Genomic DNA, 21,077 nt, shown 5'->3' with positions numbered 1-21,077 from the left:
GATTGAAATTTCACAATTTATAAACAATTCTTCATGAAACAGATATTCTATTATTTATTGATATGCACCCTCCTACTATCCGTTAAAGGATACGCACAGAAAAGTATCATACATCTAAGCCAACCGACTTTGATGCATGAAGTCCGCGAAATGCCATCTCCTCTAGACGGACAACACATTACGGTCAATCCACCACATTTTATGTGGCCGGACAAGTATCCTCACCTCGGTGCAGTACTTGATGGCGTGGAAGAAGATGATCACAAACCGGAAGTCACTTACCGAATTCGCATAGCACGTGACCCGGAATTTAAATCGGAAGTCATTACCGCTGAAAGAAAATGGGCTTTCTTCAACCCTTTCAAGCTTTTCGGAAAAGGAAAATGGTATTGGCAACATGCCTATGTTGATAAAGACGGAAAAGAAGAATGGTCTCCCGTCTATCATTTCTTTGTAGACGAAGACACCCGTATCTTCAATCCACCTTCTTTGGAGAAAGTGCTAGCTAACTTACCCCACAAACATCCTCGTATTTTACTCGATGCAAATGACTGGGACAACATTATTGAACGCAACAAAAACAACCCGGAAGCACAAGCATATATTGAGAAAGCAAACAAATGTCTCTCTCAACCATTGAAACATTTGGAAGAGGAAATTGATACAACACAAGCTGTCAAACTGACAAATATCGTGCAGTATCGTTCGGCAATCATCCGTGAAAGTCGAAAAATTGTAGACCGCGAAGAAGCAAATATCGAAGCAATGGTACGTGCCTACCTACTGACTAAAAATGAAATATACTACCGCGAAGGAATCAAACGTCTTTCTGAGATTCTTTCATGGAAAAACAACCAATACTTTGCCGGAGACTTCAATCTTTCTACCATCCTGTCAATGAGTACTTCCGCTTATGATGCCTGGTACAACTTACTGACTCCTTCCGAAAGAAAACTACTCCTACACAGTATTCGTGATAACGGCAATAAGTTCTACCATGAATACGTTAATCATCTGGAAAACCGCATCGCCGACAATCATGTATGGCAAATGACTTTCCGTATCCTGAATATGGCTGCTTTTGCCACCTACGGCGAACTTCCTATAGCTTCTACGTGGGTAGACTACTGTTACAATCAATGGGTATCCCGCCTCCCGGGACTCAACACAGATGGAGGATGGCACAACGGTGATTCTTACTTTCATGTAAATCTCCGCACCTTGATCGAAGTCCCTGCTTTCTACTCACGAATCAGCGGATTTGATTTCTTTGCCGATCCTTGGTACAACAACAACGCTTTATACGTTATCTATCATCAACCCCCATTCTCCAAATCAGCCGGACACGGTAATTCACACGAAACGAAAATGAATCCGAACGGTACGCGGGTAGGATATGCCGACGCTCTGGCACGCGAATGCAATCATCCCTGGGCAGCCGCTTATGTACGCACAATTCTGAAAAAGGAACCAGATATTATGAAGAAAACATTCCTGGGAAAAGCCGGAGACCTTACATGGTATCGCTGCACCACGAATAAATCTCTTCCCAAAGAAAAGCATTCATTAGCAGAATTACCCATGACAAAGGTATTCAATGAAACCGGAATAGCAACAATGCACACCTCTTTAGGCGATATCGAAAAAAACGCTATGCTATCCTTTCGTTCCAGTCCCTACGGCTCCACCTCTCATGCACTTGCCAATCAGAACGCTTTCAATACGTTCTACGGCGGCAAAGCAATCTTTTACAGCAGTGGACACCGCACCGGATTCACAGACGATCACTGTATGTACTCTTATCGCAATACCCGTGCACACAATAGTATTCTAGTCAATGGAATGACGCAGACTATCGGCACGGAAGGATATGGATGGATTCCACGCTGGTACGAGGGAGAAAAGTTATCTTATATGGTAGGCGATGCTTCCAATGCTTATGGTAAAATAACTTCTCCGTTATGGCTGAAACGTGGAGAACTGTCCGAAACCCAATACACACCGGAAAAAGGATGGGATGAAAATAAACTCAATATGTTCCGCCGTCACATCATCCAGTTAGGCGAAACCGGTATTCACGTTATCTATGATGAACTGGAAGGAAAAGAACCTGTCACCTGGAGTTATCTGCTACATACAGTAGAGCTTCCGATGGAAATGCAAGAATTGCCTGATAAAGTAAAGATTACAGGCAAGAATAAGGCCGGTGGTGTTTCTGTTGCCCATCTGTTTGCCTCTTCCAAAACCGAACAAGCCATTGTAGATACTTTCTTCTGCGCTCCGACAAACTGGAAAAACGTAACAAATGCACAAGGGAAAGCTGTAAAATATCCTAATCATTGGCATTTCTCTTCCACCACTATTCCTTCCAAAACTGCCCGCTTCCTGACGATCATGGATACACATGGAGACAATCGCCCGGATATGAAGGTCGTTCGTAAAGGTAACACCATTCAAGTAGGTGACTGGACAATCAATTGTAATCTGACAGAAAAAGGAAAAGCAGCTATCAGTGTTACCAATAAGAAAGAAAAGGCTTCACTGAATTATGATGCTAATAAAAAGCAAGGTGCGACAATCATCACTGACCAAATAGAAGGAAAACAAATTAATAAAATATTGACCGACTATTTACCTGATTTCGAGATTTAAGTTTCATACGATTACAGATTATTAGCCGATATACTTTACGATTATTATATTTTCTCTATCAACCTATCACCACTCTTCTGAATCAGTCTGTTCATAGGCAATTCAGAGGTGATAGGTTGCTTTATGAACCTATCACCCGATCTATCACCTACCACCATTACTCAAATAGATATTTCCCATGATCTATTAGCTATATTACTTGATCGCTAAAGTATTAATAGATAAATTCCTCTCTATTAAGAGTAAACTTTTTCATCTTTAATAGAAAACTTTCTCTTAGTAAAGAACAATCTATAAACGCAAGTTCCGTTTATACAAATGAAACTTCTGATTATATAAACGCAAGTTTCATTTATACAATCAAAACTTGCGTTTATAGTTTTTCTCCAATAGAAAACAACTTTTCTATTGGAGAAAAAGAAGTTTAGTCTTAATAGAAAGGAACTTATTTATTAATAGCCCGTGGGAGAAGAAGTAATCAACGACGGAATAACCAATAAGTATTCATATTATGTATAACCTCCATTATACTTAGGCATCGATCAGAAATCCTTTCCGATAACCAATTTGGCACGAGATTTGTTACTATTATAATTCCAACTTAATTGATAAATGAAATGATGGGAAATAAAAAAATAGGAGCACATGTAAGTGCGTCCGGAGGCGTCGAATATGCACCGATCAATGCACATGAGATAGGAGCAAATGCTTTTGCCTTATTCACTAAGAACCAACGTCAATGGGTAAGTAAGCCTTTAACTGAAGAAAGTATCCGACTTTTCAAAGAAAATTGTGAGAAATTCGGTTTCCAACCGGAGTATATCCTCCCGCATGACAGTTACCTCATCAATCTGGGGCATCCCGAAGAAGAGGGATTAGAGAAAAGCCGTGCGGCTTTTCTGGACGAGATGCAACGTTGCGAACAACTCGGATTGAAATTACTCAATTTCCATCCCGGGAGTGATCTCAAAAAAATATCCGTAGAAGATTGCTTGTCACGCATTGCGGAAAGTATCAATTTAGCTTTGGCAAAAACCAAGGGTGTAACTGCTGTAATTGAAAATACAGCCGGTCAAGGCAGTAATCTAGGAAATGAGTTCTGGCAATTAAAGTATATCATTGACCGGGTGGAGGATAAAAGTCGTGTCGGAATCTGTCTGGATACTTGCCATACTTTTACCGCAGGATATGACTTTCTGACCGATTATGATAAAGTTTTCGATGAATTTGATAAGGTAGTAGGTTTTAATTATCTTCGTGGTATGCACCTGAACGATTCAAAAAAAGGATTAGGTACTCATGTAGACCGTCATGACAGTATTGGCGAAGGTCTGATTGGTAAACCATTCTTCGAGAAATTGATGAAAGATCCGAGATTCGACAATATGCCACTTATTCTCGAAACACCGGACGAGACAAAATGGAAGGAAGAAATAGCATGGTTGAGAAGCGTTGAATAAACGCTTCTCAGTACTATCTTTGCCATCAGGCATATTCACTAACACAAGGTAGGTATTGATGCTACTTTGTGTCGTTTTATATTCATCATGAATACAAGGAAGAAACAACTAAAAAATCGCAAAATATTCCTTTTTAATTTGGAAAATAAATTTCCATACTATGTTTATAAACACACACATAGATTGACAATATATCAAAAAGAATGTCTATTTTTATCTTCTGTTATCATTAATGGGTACTAAAAATTAAAGTTCGTTCTTTGAAAAGCCTTGTAAATGGTGATTGTAGAAGATTTTAGTTGTGTGGGATGGCAGTTCTTACTCTGGATCTGATACTGGGGGCTATGCTGAACTTTTTTGGGGTTCTGCTTAAAATATATATCAAAGAGAATATGAAGCAAGAATAACAACCGATCAAGACATTCAACTTGTCAAATAATTCACTATATTTACAGGGAGCTTTAGGATAAGTCATTACAAAAAAGTATTCAAACTTTTTATCAAAAAAACGCCAACAAATTAAATTTACTAACAAATCTATATCATGAAAACATTTTATACTATTGCATTATTGTTACTAACATCAATGGGGATCGCCCAACCGAGTCAATCTGAATATGTATTTGAGAAAGACGGATACAGCTATACCGAAATCGGAAAGGCTTGTTTTGATGGAGATTATGCTAAAGTTGAAAAACTGTTAAAGCAGGGAGCTGATCCTCTGGAAGCGATCACTCAGGGAACACTATGGTTTGATTTAATCTATATAGCAATCGCCCAAAATAATTATGAGATGCTTGAAAAATTGATACTAAAACAGAAGCAAGTCATTAATAAAATATACGACGAAGAGTTTTTTACTCCAATTTCAAAGGCAGTATTTGTAGAGGATAAAGAGCTATCTTATAAAATGGTAAAACTACTTCTCGACAACGGAGCATACCCCGACGGGACAGAGAATAAAAAAGATGGTTATTGCTACTGGAAAATAGAGGATATAACAGAGCAATTGTGTTCTATTGTTTACCACCCTCTTATTGCTGCAGTATTGGCAAACAATTTCAAGGTTGCTCAGTTGTTAGTCGATAGAGGATCGGATATTCAAAATAAGAATTTACAGAAAATGATGTTGGATGTCACTAATAACTCTATCGAACGAGAAAATGTGGAAGCGTTTATTGAAAAGAACACTCCCAAATAATGGTTCGTTTTTAATGCAGATTAAAGTTAAAAATGCAACATCCGAATAATGATGTCAAAAATGGTCGGTAATTTATGAAAATTAAGGATTATGTTTGAGATGTAAAGTCGAAAAGGAAACAACCTCTACTGAAGAACGATTTGTAAGAAATAGACCTTAGGATAAAACGATCAGCTTTAAAATGAGTCTTTTAATGAATTTACCATGATGATATTTAAAACTTTACATCTTTTATTTCAAACATCTCCCATGATTTAATCCACTGATTTTTTACATATATTACGATAGTTCACTTATTGGAGCTTTCTTTTTTACTCATTATCTCCATACATCTCTTTCAACTGATACAACCGCTTCTTAAGTTTCTGAATCAACTTTTGATATTTCTTCTCATGATAAATATTCCGCATTTCCATTGGATCATTCTTCAAGTCAAACAATTCCCAATCCGGCTGATATTCAAGTTTAGAAGTCCCCTTCTTACCCAATGGTTTCCCATAATAATAAATCAATTTGTAACGTTCCGTACGGATACCATAATTCGCTACAGTGTAGTGAGCATTCTCTCCGTGCATCCAATAACGATAATACATAGCATCCCTCCATCCTTTAGGTTTATCTCCTTTTTTAAGAATTTCCCTAAAACTCTCACCCTGCATATAGTCCGGTTTTGATATACCTGCATAATCGAGTAACGTAGGAGCAAAATCAGCATTAATGACAATACTATTATTCTTCACTCCCGCCTTTATCTCTTTAGGATAACGGATAAGTAATGGCATATGCAAACTCTCTTCCAGCATATACCGTTTGTCAAACCATCCATGTTCGCCCAAAAAGAATCCCTGATCTGAAGTATAAACCACGATAGTATTCTCTGCCAATCCATTCTTATCCAAAAAGTCGAGGATACGACCTACATTTTCGTCAATACCTGCAATACAACGAAGATAGTCCTTAATATAACGTTGATATGCCCATTTTCTAAACTCATCTCTTGACAAGTTTGTTGGCAATTTACACTTCAAATCCCATCTATTCATATCTTCAAGACTCATTTTTTGTATTTGAGTATAGAAAGCCTTGCCTTCATAAGTATCATACAAATTCTGAGGTTCAGGAATTTCCACATCATTCAAAAGATCAGAAAAACGCTCTGCATATTCCCATGAACGATGAGGGGCTTTAAAATGACACATCAACATGAACGGTTGTGAACTCCCCTTTTGCTGCTGCAACCATTGAAGAGCTTGATCCGCTATCACATCAGTAGAATGTCCCTGATAGATTTTACCGGGAGTTTTGTCGAATGCTTCTGTATGTCCTTGTCGCTCTTCTTTGGATATAAGAATCGGATTTTTATATCGTCCTTGTCCCGGCAATACGTTGTAATAATCGAATCCGGAAGGTTCATGTTTTAAATGCCACTTTCCAATAATGGCCGTTTGGTAACCACTCTTCTGCAACTCTTTCGCAATGTTATCTTGTTCAGGTTTCAATCCGTCATCCAATGTATAGACCCCATTGACATGGCTGTATTGCCCCGTCATAATGCAGGCCCGGCTAGGGGCACTGATAGAATTAGTCACACAACAATTATTCATCCGGATACCTTCATTGGCTATACGATCAATATTAGGAGTCGGAAGTACTTTAGCTAATCGACTGCCATAAGCGCTGATAGCCTGTGCAGCATGATCATCGGACATTATGTAAATAATATTGGGTCGGTTTTCCTGTGCAACAGCGGACAGTTGGATGACCGTAATAGAAGAGACTGCCAGAGTACATATTTTATTCATAATAATAGATATTTTTCGTTATAAGCAACAAAGATGAATTACAAGAAAGAGATGTATTCATAATAACATGAGAATCACCGAACATTTTCCATAGCCACATACTAAACTGAGCCAAAAAACGACCGAGTGCGTTCATACCATCTCTTTATTGTGTTTATATTAGCAAAGATAAACATTTTTCCGCATATTATGACTAAAAAATAGTCACTAATAAATATTAGCCATACTGACCAACGGTTCGTAAAGTTTCTCTATATCTTGTGCATCCATTTCTATCTGCACTTGGTCACCAGGCATTAATTGCTGTGCTTTAGGAGTCCGGTCCTTCCGGTCACGATGAATATTAATAATGATACAACGGTCCGGCAAACGGAGTTCATCAACTATTTTCCCATCTAGATAGGAACCACTCATAATCTCCACAGATAAAGTATACCGAGCTTCCGCCTGAAATACGGGTGAATGGATCATATCATCATACAACGTCACATTAAAAGGCTTGATTTGAAGCATTTCGGTAAAATAATATGTAAGCCCGCCTACTACTATCGAAGGATAAAAGACTTCCAAATGACCGGTAATTTCCGTAATCAGAACAATAGCAGTCAGTGGAGTACGAATGACGGCAACCAAAAAAGCAGACATACAAATCAGCATTATATAACTAATATGCTCATAGCTGATGATTCCGTAACGTATTAAAATCAAAGCTATGATCTGTCCGATAAGTCCTCCGGTCACCAATGTCGGAATAAAGCTCCCACCGGGCAGACCGGAAGAAAAAGATAAGACGCTGAAGACCAAATGCAATATCATCATACACGTAATCCAAAGAATCTGTGTATCCGGATTCATCGCCTGTGAAAGTAGAAACTGTTCGCCACCTCCCGTCAAATTGACTTCAGTCATTGAAATTAAATAAGCGATAAAAAGAAGGTATAACATCTTCATATACACCGGATGTTTGATAGCCGGATATATGCGCTTAAAGTAGAGTGTCACTAAAGAGAATAATTTTCCGGCTATAGAAATAATAGCCGCCAACAAAAGAAAAAGCTTCACTAGTCCCCAGAATGTTAAAGCAGGTACTACGGCATCTATATGTGCATAAGCATTCATTGGAAACATCCAACTAGCTACACCTCCTGCTACAACTCCTGCCAACAGAGTAGTAATGGCAGTTTTAGGAGCATCAAACCGTTCGATAGATTCAATTACTAATAATGAAGAGGCTAATGGTGCAGAAAAAGCGGCAGCCAATCCGGCGCCAGCACCGGCAGCTAACAACTGTTTACGTTCGCCTGCCAACACATTTCCCCATTTGGAAACCAGACATCCTACATAAGAACCGATCTGTACGGAAGGTCCTTCACGCCCTAATGACAATCCGGTGCTCAACGCTAGGATTCCTCCCACAAATTTAGAAATCAATTCAATAAAAGGATGTTTATAAGAAACACGTCCATTAATCACTCCACGAGTCTGAGAAATACCTCCTCCTGTTATCAAAGGCATCTTTCTCACCAGCCAGGATACAAAAACAAGAATTCCCCACATGATCAGGAAAAGAGGAATATACCAATACCATTTGGGGTGAGAATCAAAGAAATCGTGACGGAAATCAAAGAATAATTGAAGTAGATAATGATATGGTGCAGCAATAAGCCCTGTCAGTAATCCCACAAAAATACTGACAAAATAAAGTCGCGCATCAATCAACTTCAGTTTCATGACGCGCCAGTTACTTTTATCTTTTAATTGTTTTATACGTTGAAACATCCGGCATATCTTTCATTATTCGGTTCACACAACATAGAGTAATCATATGATACGTGTGACTCATAGAACAATCAAATCTTATCGAAGTTTTCAAATAAAAGTGATTTTTTATATGTGACTACCATAACTTTACTTTCCCATCAGATTCAAACGCACAATAGCATGTAGTATAAAATAAGAACCTAAAGCATTATAATCTGCATCACGGATAGACGTAGCGGTAATTGTACGTACCTGAGAAGTATTCTGATGCAGAATATCATAGATTTTAAAACGAAGTAGTAATTGTTTCTTTTTAAAAAATGCTTTCGATAATTGACAATTCCATATATAGTTTTCTCTGGCAAGTCCCTCGTAACCATAACCCTCACGAATGAAATAGCTAAGGTCACTATATAGCTCCATATTCCAGGGAAGATAGAGTTGCATGGTAGTCCCTACCTGATAATCATAAGTTTCCGTACGTACCTCGCGGACATTATTATAAGAATTATTGTAACGTATTCCGGCATTTGCAGAAAGTTCTATCTGTTTGGTACGGTAGGTAAGCTGCAAACGCTCGCGTAACATCAGATGTTGTACGGTGCTTTTCACCGGTGCTTCTTTATTAATGGTAGTATAGCTATTCTGATTTCTGAATTGAAAATTAGAATTGGTGCGAAATAGCCAGTTACGATTCTTGAAAGGAGTATTGAGAGAGAAAGATCCCGTGACCTGCCAGTTTCCATTCATATTGACCGGAGTGGTAGTTCGAACTCCTGTTTCATCATCATAGGTGACCTGATTGGTGACACTATTAATTGTATTCTCTGCCAAAAGAGCAGTAGCCATATTAAGGCGGGTTTTCGTATTATAGGAGTTATAGCTCAGTGTAAAAGTGTTTGTATAAGAAGGCTTTAACGATGGATTTCCGACACGGATATATAACGGATTCGTCTGATCGACGACCGGTTGAAGGTCGCGGACATTAGGCTGGCGACTCTTTCCTCTATACACGATCTGCAAACGGGTACGTTTAGAAAACTTATAGCGAAAATTAAATGTAGGAGAAAAATTAATAACCGATCTTTCCAATTGATTCTCCGGTGCATCCTTTAAAATAGAATGGCTGACAGACTTCTGCGGTTCCATGTCGGCTCCGACATTATAGTCATACATCTTACGATTGGTACGCACTGAAAGATTCAGCAGATGATTGCTATATTGGTTCTCAAAACAGTTGCTTGCATCTTCATCATAATCAGGAGTAAAATCTTCTAGTTCCTTGTCCCAATTGTAGACAAAGCGATCGGAATTACTTACTTTGTATTGGTAGCTATAACGGAACTGAAGAAAATGTAACCACGGTAATGGTTCTACGTAAACCATTTGCAACCGATAGTTATATCCGTCATCTGAATCTTCTATCTTCTGATTCTGAATCTTTTTCGTGTCATTTTTAAAGTAACGGGTAGTAGATAGATTTCTTCGGTCGGTAGAAGAAGTGTTTGTACCATAATCTACTTTCAGGGCAACATTTCTTCCCAAACGACTAAGTTTACGGCTGAATTGCAACATCATTCCTACATTGTAACGGGAACTATGGGTAGTGCCGGACGATTCTTTTTTATTCAATAACACATCATTTCCCCATCCTTCTTGAGTACCTTCATTTTCTCTGTCGTTCTTAGCTAAATTATATTGGGGACGGAAGATTAAAGTTGTAAGTGAATCCATCTTCCATTCCAAATAAGCATTGGCTACTAAATTATGATTCTTTGTATAAGAGTTATTGGTACTATTTGTAATTGATTTGTCCTTGCGAAGAAAATTATCTATAATGGTACGACTGTTCTCAGAGCGATCTGTACCCATATACTGGATGTTTGAACGAAATTCGACCTTTTTCCAATTATAAATTCCATTGACACCTAATGAGCGGGAGGTTGTCAAACCATTCTTACCACGCACATTGCCACTGGAACTAGATGATTCTTTCTGTAATTCTGAGAACCCCTGATTATTGGTATTATTCAGATTTCCGATAACAGTCAGTTGGGAATTATCCCGGAAACGGTTCAATGTGTTAGCCACTTCATAGCGGTCTTTACTTCCCATTCCACCCATGAAGTTTTCTCTCCAACCTTGCTTCATGTTCTTCTTCACAGACAAGTCCAGAATCATTTCTTCCTCACCATCATCAATTCCGGTCAGACGTGCCAGATCGGACTTCCTCTCATAAGCTTTCAGCTTCTCTATCATTTCAACCGGCAGATTCTTGAGCGCAGCTTGCGGATCATCAAAAAAGAATTCTTTACCATCTACCAGAAACTTCTTCACTTCTTTACCATTAATCAGTACCTTGCCATCCTCATCTATTTCAGCACCCGGCAGTTGTTTCACCAAATCTTCCAGCATCGAACCTTCGGGAGTACGATAGGCAGATGTGTTAAAGACAGTTGTATCACCTTCTGTAATAGCCATAGGTGCTTGTCCGACAATCACCGCTTCTGCCAACATAAATCCTTCAGGAAACAAATGAATATCTCCTAAATTAAAAACAGGTACTTCCGGGGAAACAAGAATGGTACGATATATAGACTTATATCCTACGAAAGAGATGTGCAGAAGCAGAGAGTCTATCTTTCCAGTTTTGGAATCATTTATAGTTTTCGAATTGGAAGAGGCTAATTTAAATTTCCCTTTATCATCAGTAGTGCCACCTACCAACATGATACTATCCGGAAAGGACAAAAGCCGGACCGTAGCAAACGATACCGGCTGTTGCGTTTCTGTATCAACTACTCGCCCGGCAAAACTGTCTCTGCCCGGCTGTGCATAGACATCCACGCTATTCAGTAATATGACATAAATAGTAATCAAATAAAACCGAAAAGAATAGATATATCTGCCTATGCTCACTTTGTGTTGATCTAGTAAAATAAAACTATAATAAACCTAATCACCTATTTCTGTGAATGATGCTGAGTATGCTGCTTTTGTTGTCTTTGACGATCTCCCTGCCCGGGTCTCTGGCCAGAGTTCTGACCTTTTCTACGGTCAAATTCTTTTCTGAATTTATTTGCATTACTCTTTTCCTGCTGATAGATTCTCAATATCTGCTTTTGAGAAAGTATCTTGCTGAATTCTTTGTAATACTTCTCACGGATATCTAACATTTTACGGCTCTGCGCAAATTGGTCTTTCAGCATTTTAGCAATGTCTGCATCTGTCATTGCCTGTTTCGGAGTTTTATCAGCCTCAGCACCTTGAGCGGCATCTTTCTTCACTCTTGACTTATAGTTCATCATGCGGCATTCACGCAATTCTTTCACATAATTCTGATATATAGGAGTAAACTTAGCAGCCGTTGCATCATCCAACATCAACGATTTTATAATCTGATTAGTCTGCATCTGCATCATCTGCTCCGGTGTAGGGCGTTGTTTCTTCTCCTTGTTGTCTTTATTCTGAGCAGAAAGGGTTATCTGACTACCTATTAACAAGGTAGCTATCACTACATACATAAACTTCTTCATAATTCTAACTTTTTAATTGATTCACTTACTTAATTTAAAAATATATCATTCTCAGAGAAGCTGACGAGCTCTTCCAACTCCTCATCTGAAAGATTCTTAATCCAACTATCCACCGGATCTGTGGAAATTGTAGCATGATCAATAGCTAACACTTTTGCATCCGACGATGGAGAATCCACCGGGAGGAATGATGGAACAAACAAGATTCCCACCAACATGGCGGCTGCAGCAAATGTTGTAGCGATGATCATCTGCAACCGACGTTTTTTCCGACGTTGCTCAATGCCGGTACGCACCATAACTTTCTGCTGAACTTTTTCGAAAAAATGATCGGAAGTACGATATGGAGTCTGCTTACCAATACTGTCAAAATCAAAATCTTTATCCATAATGTTATCTATTTAATATAAATTCCTTTATCTTATCTTTCGCATAGTGATAATTTACCTTGAGTGTTTCTACTTTGCTATCCAGAATGCGTGCAATCTCCTCATATTCCAATTCATCATAATAGCGTAAGTTGAAAACAAGCCGTTGTTTCTCCGGCAAACTTAATATAGCCTCCTGAAACTTCACTGCCAATTCGTTTTCATAATCTACATAATCGGAAGCTTTCAGTTTACCAATCAAATCCTCTTGTACTTCTTCCGAAGAAATGACTCCTTCTTTACGAGTATTCAGAAAACGAAGACATTCATTAGTAGCAATCCTGTATATCCATGTACTTAATGAACTTTCATTACGAAAATGATCCAAGTGACGGAATACCCTGATAAAAACCTCTTGCAGAATATCTTCAGCATCTTCGTGAGATACTACTATCCGCCGGATATAATAATATATCGGTTCTTGAAAGTTATCCATCAGTAACTTGAAGCCTTTATCGCAATTGGAGGCACAAGCTTCCCGGATTTTAATTTCGTTTATCATTTATTCATTTCTGGGCTTTGTCAATTTAGAACGAAGAAAATGGCTGAAGTTAAATCCGAAAGATGAGATTTCACTTTTATTAATAGATGGATCTTGAGATATAATGAAAAAAGAGAGAAGTATAATAGAAGAAAGGAGTATAATAATGGAAATGTCTTTACCAAATGATAAATATGAGTTGTTAATTAGCTTATATTATACAATATACTCTAGAGCACGAACTGATGATGCCTTTGATAAATAATAAAATGATGAACAAGTACTTAAAAGGTTATTAAAAGAATTTTTATCTGGTATATATTATAACCTGCCGGAAAAGTTTACCAGAATTTATTATGCTCCGAACTATATTCAAAACCAACAGCTTTTAGTGTATTGACGAGTTCGGTCTTATCCACTTGCATATCCTCACACAATTCGTCAAGTGAAGAATAGCAATCACGCAGTTTCATATTAATAACGCTAAACAGCATCATTGGGTCTTTGGGCAATTCCATAATAATAGCAAATTTAATTCCGGTACAAAATTACTGCATATGTATCAAATAGCCTAACTGTTTTCTATAAATTCTTTCCTTCGCTTCACTCTAAATTGTAATAGCATTAAATGAAATTGTTAATTATGCTTTCATATATATTTTGCTTAAAAATTGTTTCTACATTTGTAGCCGTTATGATAAGATACATATTCTGTATATTGTTAGGTATTCTTCTGATATCCGTACTTCATTCCGTTCCTGACAAAGAACGGCAAAAGATTCAAACGGAATCAGGTGTAACGGGTACACCATCTTACAGCCAGTCTAATCATCAGTTTTCTGAGTCTGCTGACGAGCAATCATACACAACAAAAAGTTCTGCTTACAATTCTGGTAACAAAGAATACGACTATAGTCTCAACAGTGGTATATTAGGAAATTCATTTTCATACTCGGGACTCTCTTATTCAAAAGTATTCAGATTCAATATTTCTACTATCACAATCCTCATTCTTAGTTTTCTAATAGCTCAATTACCTAAAGAATCAAATGGAAAACTCTCTTTCTATATAAATTCTACCAGACTCTCGTACAGATACTATATTTATACTCTGAAACGTATACTTATTTAGCCATTCTTTTATTTCTCTCAGGACAAACTCTGTCCTTTTCATATCAGGATTTCCTTTTTGAAAATAATCAATCACCAAAAGAATGGAATTTATATTAGACTTTATACTCCATATAGATCAATATATGATCAGTATAGTGCAGGATTACCACACTTGGGCATATGTCATCTTATTCATAATAATTTTCTGTGAAACGGGACTGGTAGTCACCCCTTTCCTTCCAGGAGATTCTCTGCTATTTGTAGCAGGAGCTATAGCTGCTCTTCCCGATATGACTATCGAAATACATTTACTTGTCATAGTTTTATTTATTGCAGCAGTATTAGGCGATTCATGTAACTACATGATTGGACACTATTTCGGACGAAAGCTCTTTAGCAATCCCAATTCCAGGATATTCAAACAAAGTCATCTGCAAAAGACACACGAATTCTACAAAAAATATGGTGGCAAAACGATTATACTTGCCAGATTTATTCCTATAGTACGTACTTTTGCACCTTTCGTTGCCGGAATGGGGAAAATGCACTATTATTATTTCATGCTGTATAATCTGATTGGAGGTGCTATTTGGGTAGTAATCTTCTGTTATACCGGTTATCTTTTCGGTGATCTACCATTCGTACAGGAGAACCTGAAACTTCTGATTATAGCTATTATCTTTATTTCCATACTACCAGCTTTGGTAGAAGTAATACGAGCTAAATTAAAATCAAAAAAATAAACGATACAGGCACACGTTGGTGTTTGGCAAAAATCACATTGACTGAAATAAAAAACAATATTATAATTTAATGTCTTTACACGTATGAAAAATTCTTTCTTTAATAGGTTTACTCCTCATGAACCGAAGTTCTTTCCTTTATTGAAACAACTGTCAGAAGTATTATCCGCCTCTTCAGCTATTCTGGTAGAGAGTTTACAACATGACCTGCCCGATGAACGGACAAATTACTACAAGAAAATAAAAGAACTTGAACGCGAAGGAGATAGATTGACACATCTGATTCTTGACGAACTAAGTACAACATTTATCACTCCCTTTGATCGTGAAGACATTCATGACTTGGCTTCCTGCATGGACGATGTTATTGATGGAATAAACAGTTGTGCTAAACGTATCGCCATCTACAATCCTCATCCGATCTCCAATAGTGGCAAAGAACTAAGTAAACTCATTCAAGAAGAAGCTTACTATATCTGTAAAGCTATGGATGAGTTGGAAACTTTTCGTAAAGCCCCCAAAGCACTTCGCGAATGCTGTACCAAATTGCATGACATAGAAAATCAAGCGGATGATGTATACGAATTCTTCATCAAAAAATTATTCGAAGAAGAGAAGGATTGCATCGAACTGATTAAAATCAAGGAGATTATGCATGAACTTGAAAAAACAACTGATGCTGCCGAACATGTTGGTAAAATATTAAAAAGCCTGATTGTAAAGTACGCATAAAACAGAGCGAAACACATGGAATTATTAGTAATTATCATTATACTGGCTTTGATATTTGATTATATCAATGGCTTTCATGATGCGGCAAATTCAATAGCTACGATTGTATCAACCCGGGTACTTACCCCTTTTCAGGCTGTTATATGGGCAGCTTTCTTTAATTTCGTCGCTTTTTTTATCGCCAAATATATAATTGGCGGATTCGGTATTGCAAATACTGTATCAAAAACAGTTATAGAACAATACATAACTTTGCCGATTATACTAGCGGGAATTATTGCAGCTATTGTCTGGAACTTAGTGACTTGGTGGAAAGGTATCCCTTCCTCTTCTTCACATACTCTGATCGGTGGATTTGCCGGCTCCGCTATCATGGCACATGGTTTTGAAGCGATCCAACTCAGTATCATTCTTAAAATTGCTGCTTTCATATTCCTGGCTCCTCTTATAGGAATGATCATCGCTTTTGGATTTACACTATTCGTACTTTATATTTGTCGCCGGGCACACCCGCACACTGCTGAAGTCTGGTTCAAAAGGATGCAGCTCGTATCCTCTGCCCTATTCAGCATAGGACATGGCTTGAATGACTCACAAAAAGTAATGGGTATCATTGCCGCTGCAATGATAGCTGCCCACTCAATGGGAATAGGTATAGGAATAAACAGTATCAATGACTTACCGGATTGGGTGGCATTTTCTTGCTTTACAGCAATTTCATTAGGCACAATGTCCGGAGGATGGAAAATTGTAAAGACAATGGGTACTAAGATTACTAAAGTAACTCCATTGGAAGGTGTCATTGCAGAAACAGCCGGTGCTTTTACTCTTTATATTACCGAAATGTTGAAAATACCCGTCAGTACTACTCACACCATTACAGGAGCGATTATAGGTGTCGGAGCTACCAAACGTTTATCAGCCGTACGATGGGGAGTAACAAAAAGTTTAATGATAGCATGGGTTCTGACAATCCCTGTCAGTGGACTCTTAGCTGCCGGTATTTATTTTATTATTTCTTTATTTTAAAGATAAAACATCTATTGAAATAACTTATTCAAAAAAGTTCTATCTACATTTGAAAACAGGCTGTACTTAATCTTTTGTGCAGCCTATTCTTTGTTTATTCCTTTACATAAACGAGAATCAGATCAATCAATTGGTGTTTTCTAATCAAAAGAGTTTCATTTCTGATCGATCCTGAAATCAACCCCTTCCATTTGTATCCCTTCTCTTCCTTCCGGGATCACAATTGTCTGCTGCCCACTCGTGCACTCTATTACATAAGTCCCTGCTGTCAAACCGTTAAAGTAGTATCCTCCCCATTCATCTGTACATTCTTCAACGGTATAATTGTCTCCCTGACGCACTAACTTAACAGTCATTCCCCGGATACTTTTTCGCTTTCCAGCCTCTATACTATATACTTCTCCGGATACATCGGAAATTACTTGCACAGGAATATACAAAGAGTACGACTGCCCGGACGACAAATAGAGTATCTTCTCAAAAGGAGTAATCTGCCAACTGATATCAGTCAAAGGCTGCCTGGGTATATGTACTTTAAAAGCATAACCAGGTGCAATATTCCGGAAATAAATGCCAGTGGACTTACGAGTCACTTCAGCACCCGTTTTAACCAATACCTTTGCTTCCGGAATAATAGGCTCGTCTTTATCGTAAACTTGATTCCCATTCGTGTCGGCAAAGACAGCTACATGGAGGCAAGCTCCCAAAGAGTTCCGATTCTCCCATCCGATGTTGCGGTCGGGATAAAGCCGCATGGCACCTTCGGCCCCAACGTTCATGTTCCACCCCGGAAAATTCGATCGTATTCCTCCTCTGAATGTACTCCACGACACCCGATAAGTAATGCCTAGTTCAACATTGACGAGTCGGGCACGAGCATAATAATCAGCCGTGGCATATCCTTGCAATTGCTTGGTGAGTTTGAATTGAAACCGATCGCGAAATAGATGCTCGTTAATCCCAGCCTGATAATCATAAGATAGTTCATTATAAAAATTCTGTTTGAACCTATATCCGATTCTGAGTCCATACGAGAAATTCTCGAATAAAAAACTTTGCAGGGAAACGGTAGAAGCATGCCCCGTAAATAGGAGGTTTCCTCTAAATACATTGAGACGAAGAGAAGATGCAAATGTACCTGTGGATGAGTATTGGATATCACGCAAAGAGAAAGTAATACTGTTATTCAAACTTAAAAAGGGAATTTCTCCACTAATACTCGCCCGTAAATCGCGTAATGGAGCCAAAGGTAATAATCGCTGTTCCTTTTGATATTGCTCGTATGTCACATTGTATCCTAAATAACGGCAAGCACTACCTGTGAGTAATAATTTATATTTTAGTTGAGGATAATACTCTCCTCCCCATTGCAACCATCGCCATAAAGAAAATTTAAACCCGGCCCCGGCAAGCAACGAGGAATGTTTCCCTTTCGTAACTGTTTCCATTCGAGATGTCACTGTGAGAAAAGGAGTCAGTCCATATTCTACAATTATTCCGGAAAAAAATTTTCCACTGTCCGAAATACCGGAAGAGAACTGGTAACGAAATTGCTTGTTGGGTAACAGGTCAGGGGACATATATACAGATTGCTGATCAGAAGCTGATTCACCATATTCATTGACCGTTACAGCCGAAAGCGTATTCACTCCGTCCATTACCGGTACAATGGCTTCAAAGTTTCCCAGCGAATCAGCTGTTACAAACGAAACCAACTCACCATTGCTGTATATTTCAACATTCTCATTAGGGCGGGTTTTACTTTTGTAGAGATAGTATCGACGATTGAAGAACATAGCATTGTCATTGGACAGATAGATACCATTTGCATATCCGTCAAAGTTAGACATCAGCAAAGTGCCCGATTGACGAAATGCAGAGAATTGACGTATCCAACGGTGATTCAGCTCATACATGTGACGGAAATTGAGTTCCTGCCGGTTATTTAGTTTCTGCGCAGAGTAATTATAGTTTAAGTTCAATGCGCCTCCCAGTATTTCGGCATTGGTACTAACCAATAAATCAGTCCCCTCCAGCCCCTTTTTAGAAAAGTTTCCTGTGACAGCATAGCCCAGCGTATTAAATGATAGATTACGAAGAGGAATGGAATCAATATCCCCTATCAACTTATTTTCACGATTAGTCTTAAAGTTATACCGTCGAAGTTCCCGCTCGCGCAGAATTTCGAATGGAAAAGAGTGTGTACTCTTTACATTGATTTTAAACGATTGAAAAATGATCTCCAGCTGAATACCACATAGTTTCTCGAAATAATCACTACGTAGATAAAGATTTTCAGGATAGACCAACAACAAAGAGTCAGATAGATTTTTTTTTTCAGATCCTGTAAACAAAGTATCGGCATGAATTTGGAAACAATTCGATTTGTCAGGACAACACATTTCAAAAAGACTGTCGGCTTGATTATATTGGTAAAAGTAGCCCAACTTCTCCATAAGTTCTAATACACTTACATAAACAGTGTTTGAGCGAAAGATAGTTTCAATCTGCGATAACTCCTCATTATTCACCATCAGTTTGAACACAACTATCTCATCTTCAGCACGAACTACTGAGGGAGTATATAGAATCAGGTGGATAACCAGCAACATCCATACTTTTTTTACCTTACTTCTCCCGTCCATTCACAAAGTACATCTTCGCGCTGTTTGTCTTCTTCGTTAATATATACTATTTTAAACATATATTGTCCGTTAGGTGATGCTACCAATTTTTCTTTAGCGATCGGTATATTCACTCGTCTTCCCACCACTTCAGGATAAATAGCAATAGGCGGATACGTAGTAACAAGTTCATTTTTTTCTCCCGAAAACACAGCAATACTACCATAAGTCGATCGATTACCTTTACGGTGAATATACAAAGAAATAGCCGTCGGTTCCTGTTTATCATTGCGCACTAAGCTGACAGAATCAATGGCTACATTTTCCAATGCAGCATTCTTACGGTAGATCAGTGGTATGGCAGCTCCAATACGGATAATAATATCAAAGGAAGGGGCATCGTTCTTCTTAGCCTTCAAACTGTCAGGAGTTATTTCAGCCTGTGTCAATAGAGGTAGAAAGTGTAGGTACGAACGATACTCTCCATCTGTCAATATACCGGCTCCACGCAATTGCAACTGTACTTCCTGACATTCGCCTGGAGGAAGCGTGATACGTTTAGGAAAAATGCGTACCTCATTTTTAAGAGAGTTCGCAAATGTAACACTGTCAGGAATATCAACTAGTTTATGATGAACATCCACTGTTTTATCAATAATAGAAAGCTGGAAAGTACGCGCCTCTTCTGTGGGATTACAGACTTGCAGAGTGTATATACCTTGATTTTTAAGAATAATTCGTTTCTCTGAGAAGAGTATTCCCTGTGCAAAGGTGGAGAAAGAAACGATGAGTAGCATTGCTACAAGCGAAAGTCTACATACAGATGTTGTCATATCTTATTTTTATAAATATCGGGAATAGACGTGACCGCATATTCCCGATTACTGATTCATAAATACTACTGCCAAGTAACAGTCAAATCAAAAGTACCCGTATGAATACCTGACAATGCCGTATTCGGAATAACCAAATCGCCACCAATGGAGTACAACTTATACTGTTCTTCTCCGACTTGATATTCAGTAGAAGTAGACGAAGGAATCACATCTCCAGCCTTATTGAACAATTTTGGAGTGTAATTCAGCTTGGAATCTCCGCTAGGAAGTGTAAGCTCCACTACATTGGGATATTGCAACGTATAAGTGGCAGCTTTGTCCGCAGTAATGTAAAAACTACCGGCACGTTGTAACTCTGTGCTATACAGAGTGGTTGTTCCATTCGAGATAGTTACAGTTCCGGCTTTATCCATCGTTGCAGTAGCACTTGCTGTTACTGGAATAAAAATTCCACCGAAGTCAACATCTGACTGCTTGGTAATACTCAACTGGTTTGCCAGTCGGGCAGTCACTCCAAAAGATTGAGATTCTACTTTTTGTGCATACACAACACTCATTCCAGCGCCTCCAAGCAAAAATGCTATGGCGACTACAATTGTCATTAATTCTTTTTTCATGTCTCAGTTTAGTTTATTAGTTAAAAAATTAAGTGTAGTGACAAATTCATCTAATTTATCAC

The 21,077-nt window shown here is 38.3% G+C and carries 17 protein-coding genes; 7 read left to right on the top strand and 10 right to left on the bottom strand.

All coding sequences use genetic code 11. The features are described from left to right. Positions 1-33 precede the first annotated feature (33 nt). From PHO71_RS05885 to PHO71_RS05875, 3 genes are all read left to right on the top strand, one after another. Positions 34-2,652: a DUF4962 domain-containing protein gene (locus tag PHO71_RS05885; protein WP_300200292.1), complete on the top strand. Its 2,619-nt coding sequence runs from the start codon at positions 34-36 to the stop codon at positions 2,650-2,652. A 620-nt stretch (positions 2,653-3,272) separates the two neighbouring features. Then, the gene (gene nfo, locus PHO71_RS05880) at positions 3,273-4,112 is read left to right on the top strand and encodes a deoxyribonuclease IV (RefSeq protein WP_300200514.1); all 840 of its coding nucleotides are present in this window, start codon (positions 3,273-3,275) and stop codon (positions 4,110-4,112) included. Between the two features lie 544 nt (positions 4,113-4,656). Then, entirely contained in the window at positions 4,657-5,313 is a 657-nt protein-coding gene (locus PHO71_RS05875) for a hypothetical protein (RefSeq protein ID WP_300200289.1), read from the top strand. A gap of 311 nt (positions 5,314-5,624) precedes the next feature. On the opposite strand, the gene PHO71_RS05870 is transcribed toward PHO71_RS05875, so the two are convergent. The 7 genes from PHO71_RS05870 to PHO71_RS05840 form a co-directional block, all read right to left on the bottom strand. Beyond that, the gene (locus tag PHO71_RS05870) at positions 5,625-7,115 is read right to left on the bottom strand and encodes a sulfatase (RefSeq protein ID WP_300200287.1); all 1,491 of its coding nucleotides are present in this window, start codon (positions 7,113-7,115) and stop codon (positions 5,625-5,627) included. Positions 7,116-7,322: 207 nt separating this feature from the next. Beyond that, the gene (locus PHO71_RS05865; RefSeq protein WP_300200284.1) at positions 7,323-8,894 is read right to left on the bottom strand and encodes a ClC family H(+)/Cl(-) exchange transporter; all 1,572 of its coding nucleotides are present in this window, start codon (positions 8,892-8,894) and stop codon (positions 7,323-7,325) included. 129 nt (positions 8,895-9,023) lie between these two features. Next, on the bottom strand, positions 9,024-11,795 hold the full coding sequence (locus PHO71_RS05860; protein ID WP_300200281.1) for an outer membrane beta-barrel protein: 2,772 nt from the start codon (positions 11,793-11,795) through the stop codon (positions 9,024-9,026). Between the two features lie 44 nt (positions 11,796-11,839). Next, a complete protein-coding gene (locus tag PHO71_RS05855; RefSeq protein ID WP_300200512.1) occupies positions 11,840-12,415 on the bottom strand; it encodes a hypothetical protein in 576 nt (191 codons plus the stop codon). A 26-nt stretch (positions 12,416-12,441) separates the two neighbouring features. Next, positions 12,442-12,801: a hypothetical protein gene (locus PHO71_RS05850; RefSeq protein ID WP_300200278.1), complete on the bottom strand. Its 360-nt coding sequence runs from the start codon at positions 12,799-12,801 to the stop codon at positions 12,442-12,444. Between the two features lie 4 nt (positions 12,802-12,805). Continuing rightward, the gene (locus PHO71_RS05845; RefSeq protein WP_300200276.1) at positions 12,806-13,342 is read right to left on the bottom strand and encodes an RNA polymerase sigma factor; all 537 of its coding nucleotides are present in this window, start codon (positions 13,340-13,342) and stop codon (positions 12,806-12,808) included. A 320-nt stretch (positions 13,343-13,662) separates the two neighbouring features. Beyond that, the gene (locus tag PHO71_RS05840) at positions 13,663-13,839 is read right to left on the bottom strand and encodes a DUF4250 domain-containing protein (RefSeq protein ID WP_300200273.1); all 177 of its coding nucleotides are present in this window, start codon (positions 13,837-13,839) and stop codon (positions 13,663-13,665) included. 176 nt (positions 13,840-14,015) lie between these two features. On the opposite strand from PHO71_RS05840, the gene PHO71_RS05835 reads away from it, so the two are divergent. The 4 genes from PHO71_RS05835 (at position 14,016) to PHO71_RS05820 (ending at position 16,938) form a co-directional block, all read left to right on the top strand. Continuing rightward, positions 14,016-14,453: a hypothetical protein gene (locus tag PHO71_RS05835; RefSeq protein ID WP_300200270.1), complete on the top strand. Its 438-nt coding sequence runs from the start codon at positions 14,016-14,018 to the stop codon at positions 14,451-14,453. An 82-nt stretch (positions 14,454-14,535) separates the two neighbouring features. After that, positions 14,536-15,177, top strand: coding sequence for a DedA family protein (locus tag PHO71_RS05830; RefSeq protein ID WP_300200267.1), 642 nt, complete (start codon positions 14,536-14,538; stop codon positions 15,175-15,177). A gap of 84 nt (positions 15,178-15,261) precedes the next feature. Next, the gene (locus PHO71_RS05825; RefSeq protein WP_300200264.1) at positions 15,262-15,909 is read left to right on the top strand and encodes a DUF47 domain-containing protein; all 648 of its coding nucleotides are present in this window, start codon (positions 15,262-15,264) and stop codon (positions 15,907-15,909) included. 15 nt (positions 15,910-15,924) lie between these two features. Then, the gene (locus PHO71_RS05820; protein WP_300200262.1) at positions 15,925-16,938 is read left to right on the top strand and encodes an inorganic phosphate transporter; all 1,014 of its coding nucleotides are present in this window, start codon (positions 15,925-15,927) and stop codon (positions 16,936-16,938) included. Between the two features lie 155 nt (positions 16,939-17,093). Here PHO71_RS05820 and PHO71_RS05815 read toward each other — a convergent pair whose 3' ends face one another. The 3 genes from PHO71_RS05815 to PHO71_RS05805 form a co-directional block, all read right to left on the bottom strand. Then, entirely contained in the window at positions 17,094-19,583 is a 2,490-nt protein-coding gene (locus PHO71_RS05815; protein ID WP_300200259.1) for a hypothetical protein, read from the bottom strand. After that, positions 19,562-20,395 carry a hypothetical protein gene (locus PHO71_RS05810; protein ID WP_300200256.1) on the bottom strand — a complete coding sequence of 278 codons (834 nt, stop codon included), beginning with the start codon at positions 20,393-20,395 and terminating at the stop codon, positions 19,562-19,564. The genes PHO71_RS05815 and PHO71_RS05810 overlap by 22 nt, the downstream gene beginning before the upstream one ends. 65 nt (positions 20,396-20,460) lie before the next feature. Beyond that, positions 20,461-21,015 carry a DUF4402 domain-containing protein gene (locus PHO71_RS05805; protein ID WP_300200253.1) on the bottom strand — a complete coding sequence of 185 codons (555 nt, stop codon included), beginning with the start codon at positions 21,013-21,015 and terminating at the stop codon, positions 20,461-20,463. Between the last annotated feature and the right edge of the window lie 62 nt (positions 21,016-21,077).

The organism is Bacteroides sp. (assembly GCF_028690125.1).
In the GTDB taxonomy this organism is placed as follows: Bacteria; Bacteroidota; Bacteroidia; order Bacteroidales; family Bacteroidaceae; genus Bacteroides.
The sequence above is the reverse complement of the archived record's forward strand: the minus strand, read 5'-3'. Positions and strand labels throughout refer to the sequence as shown.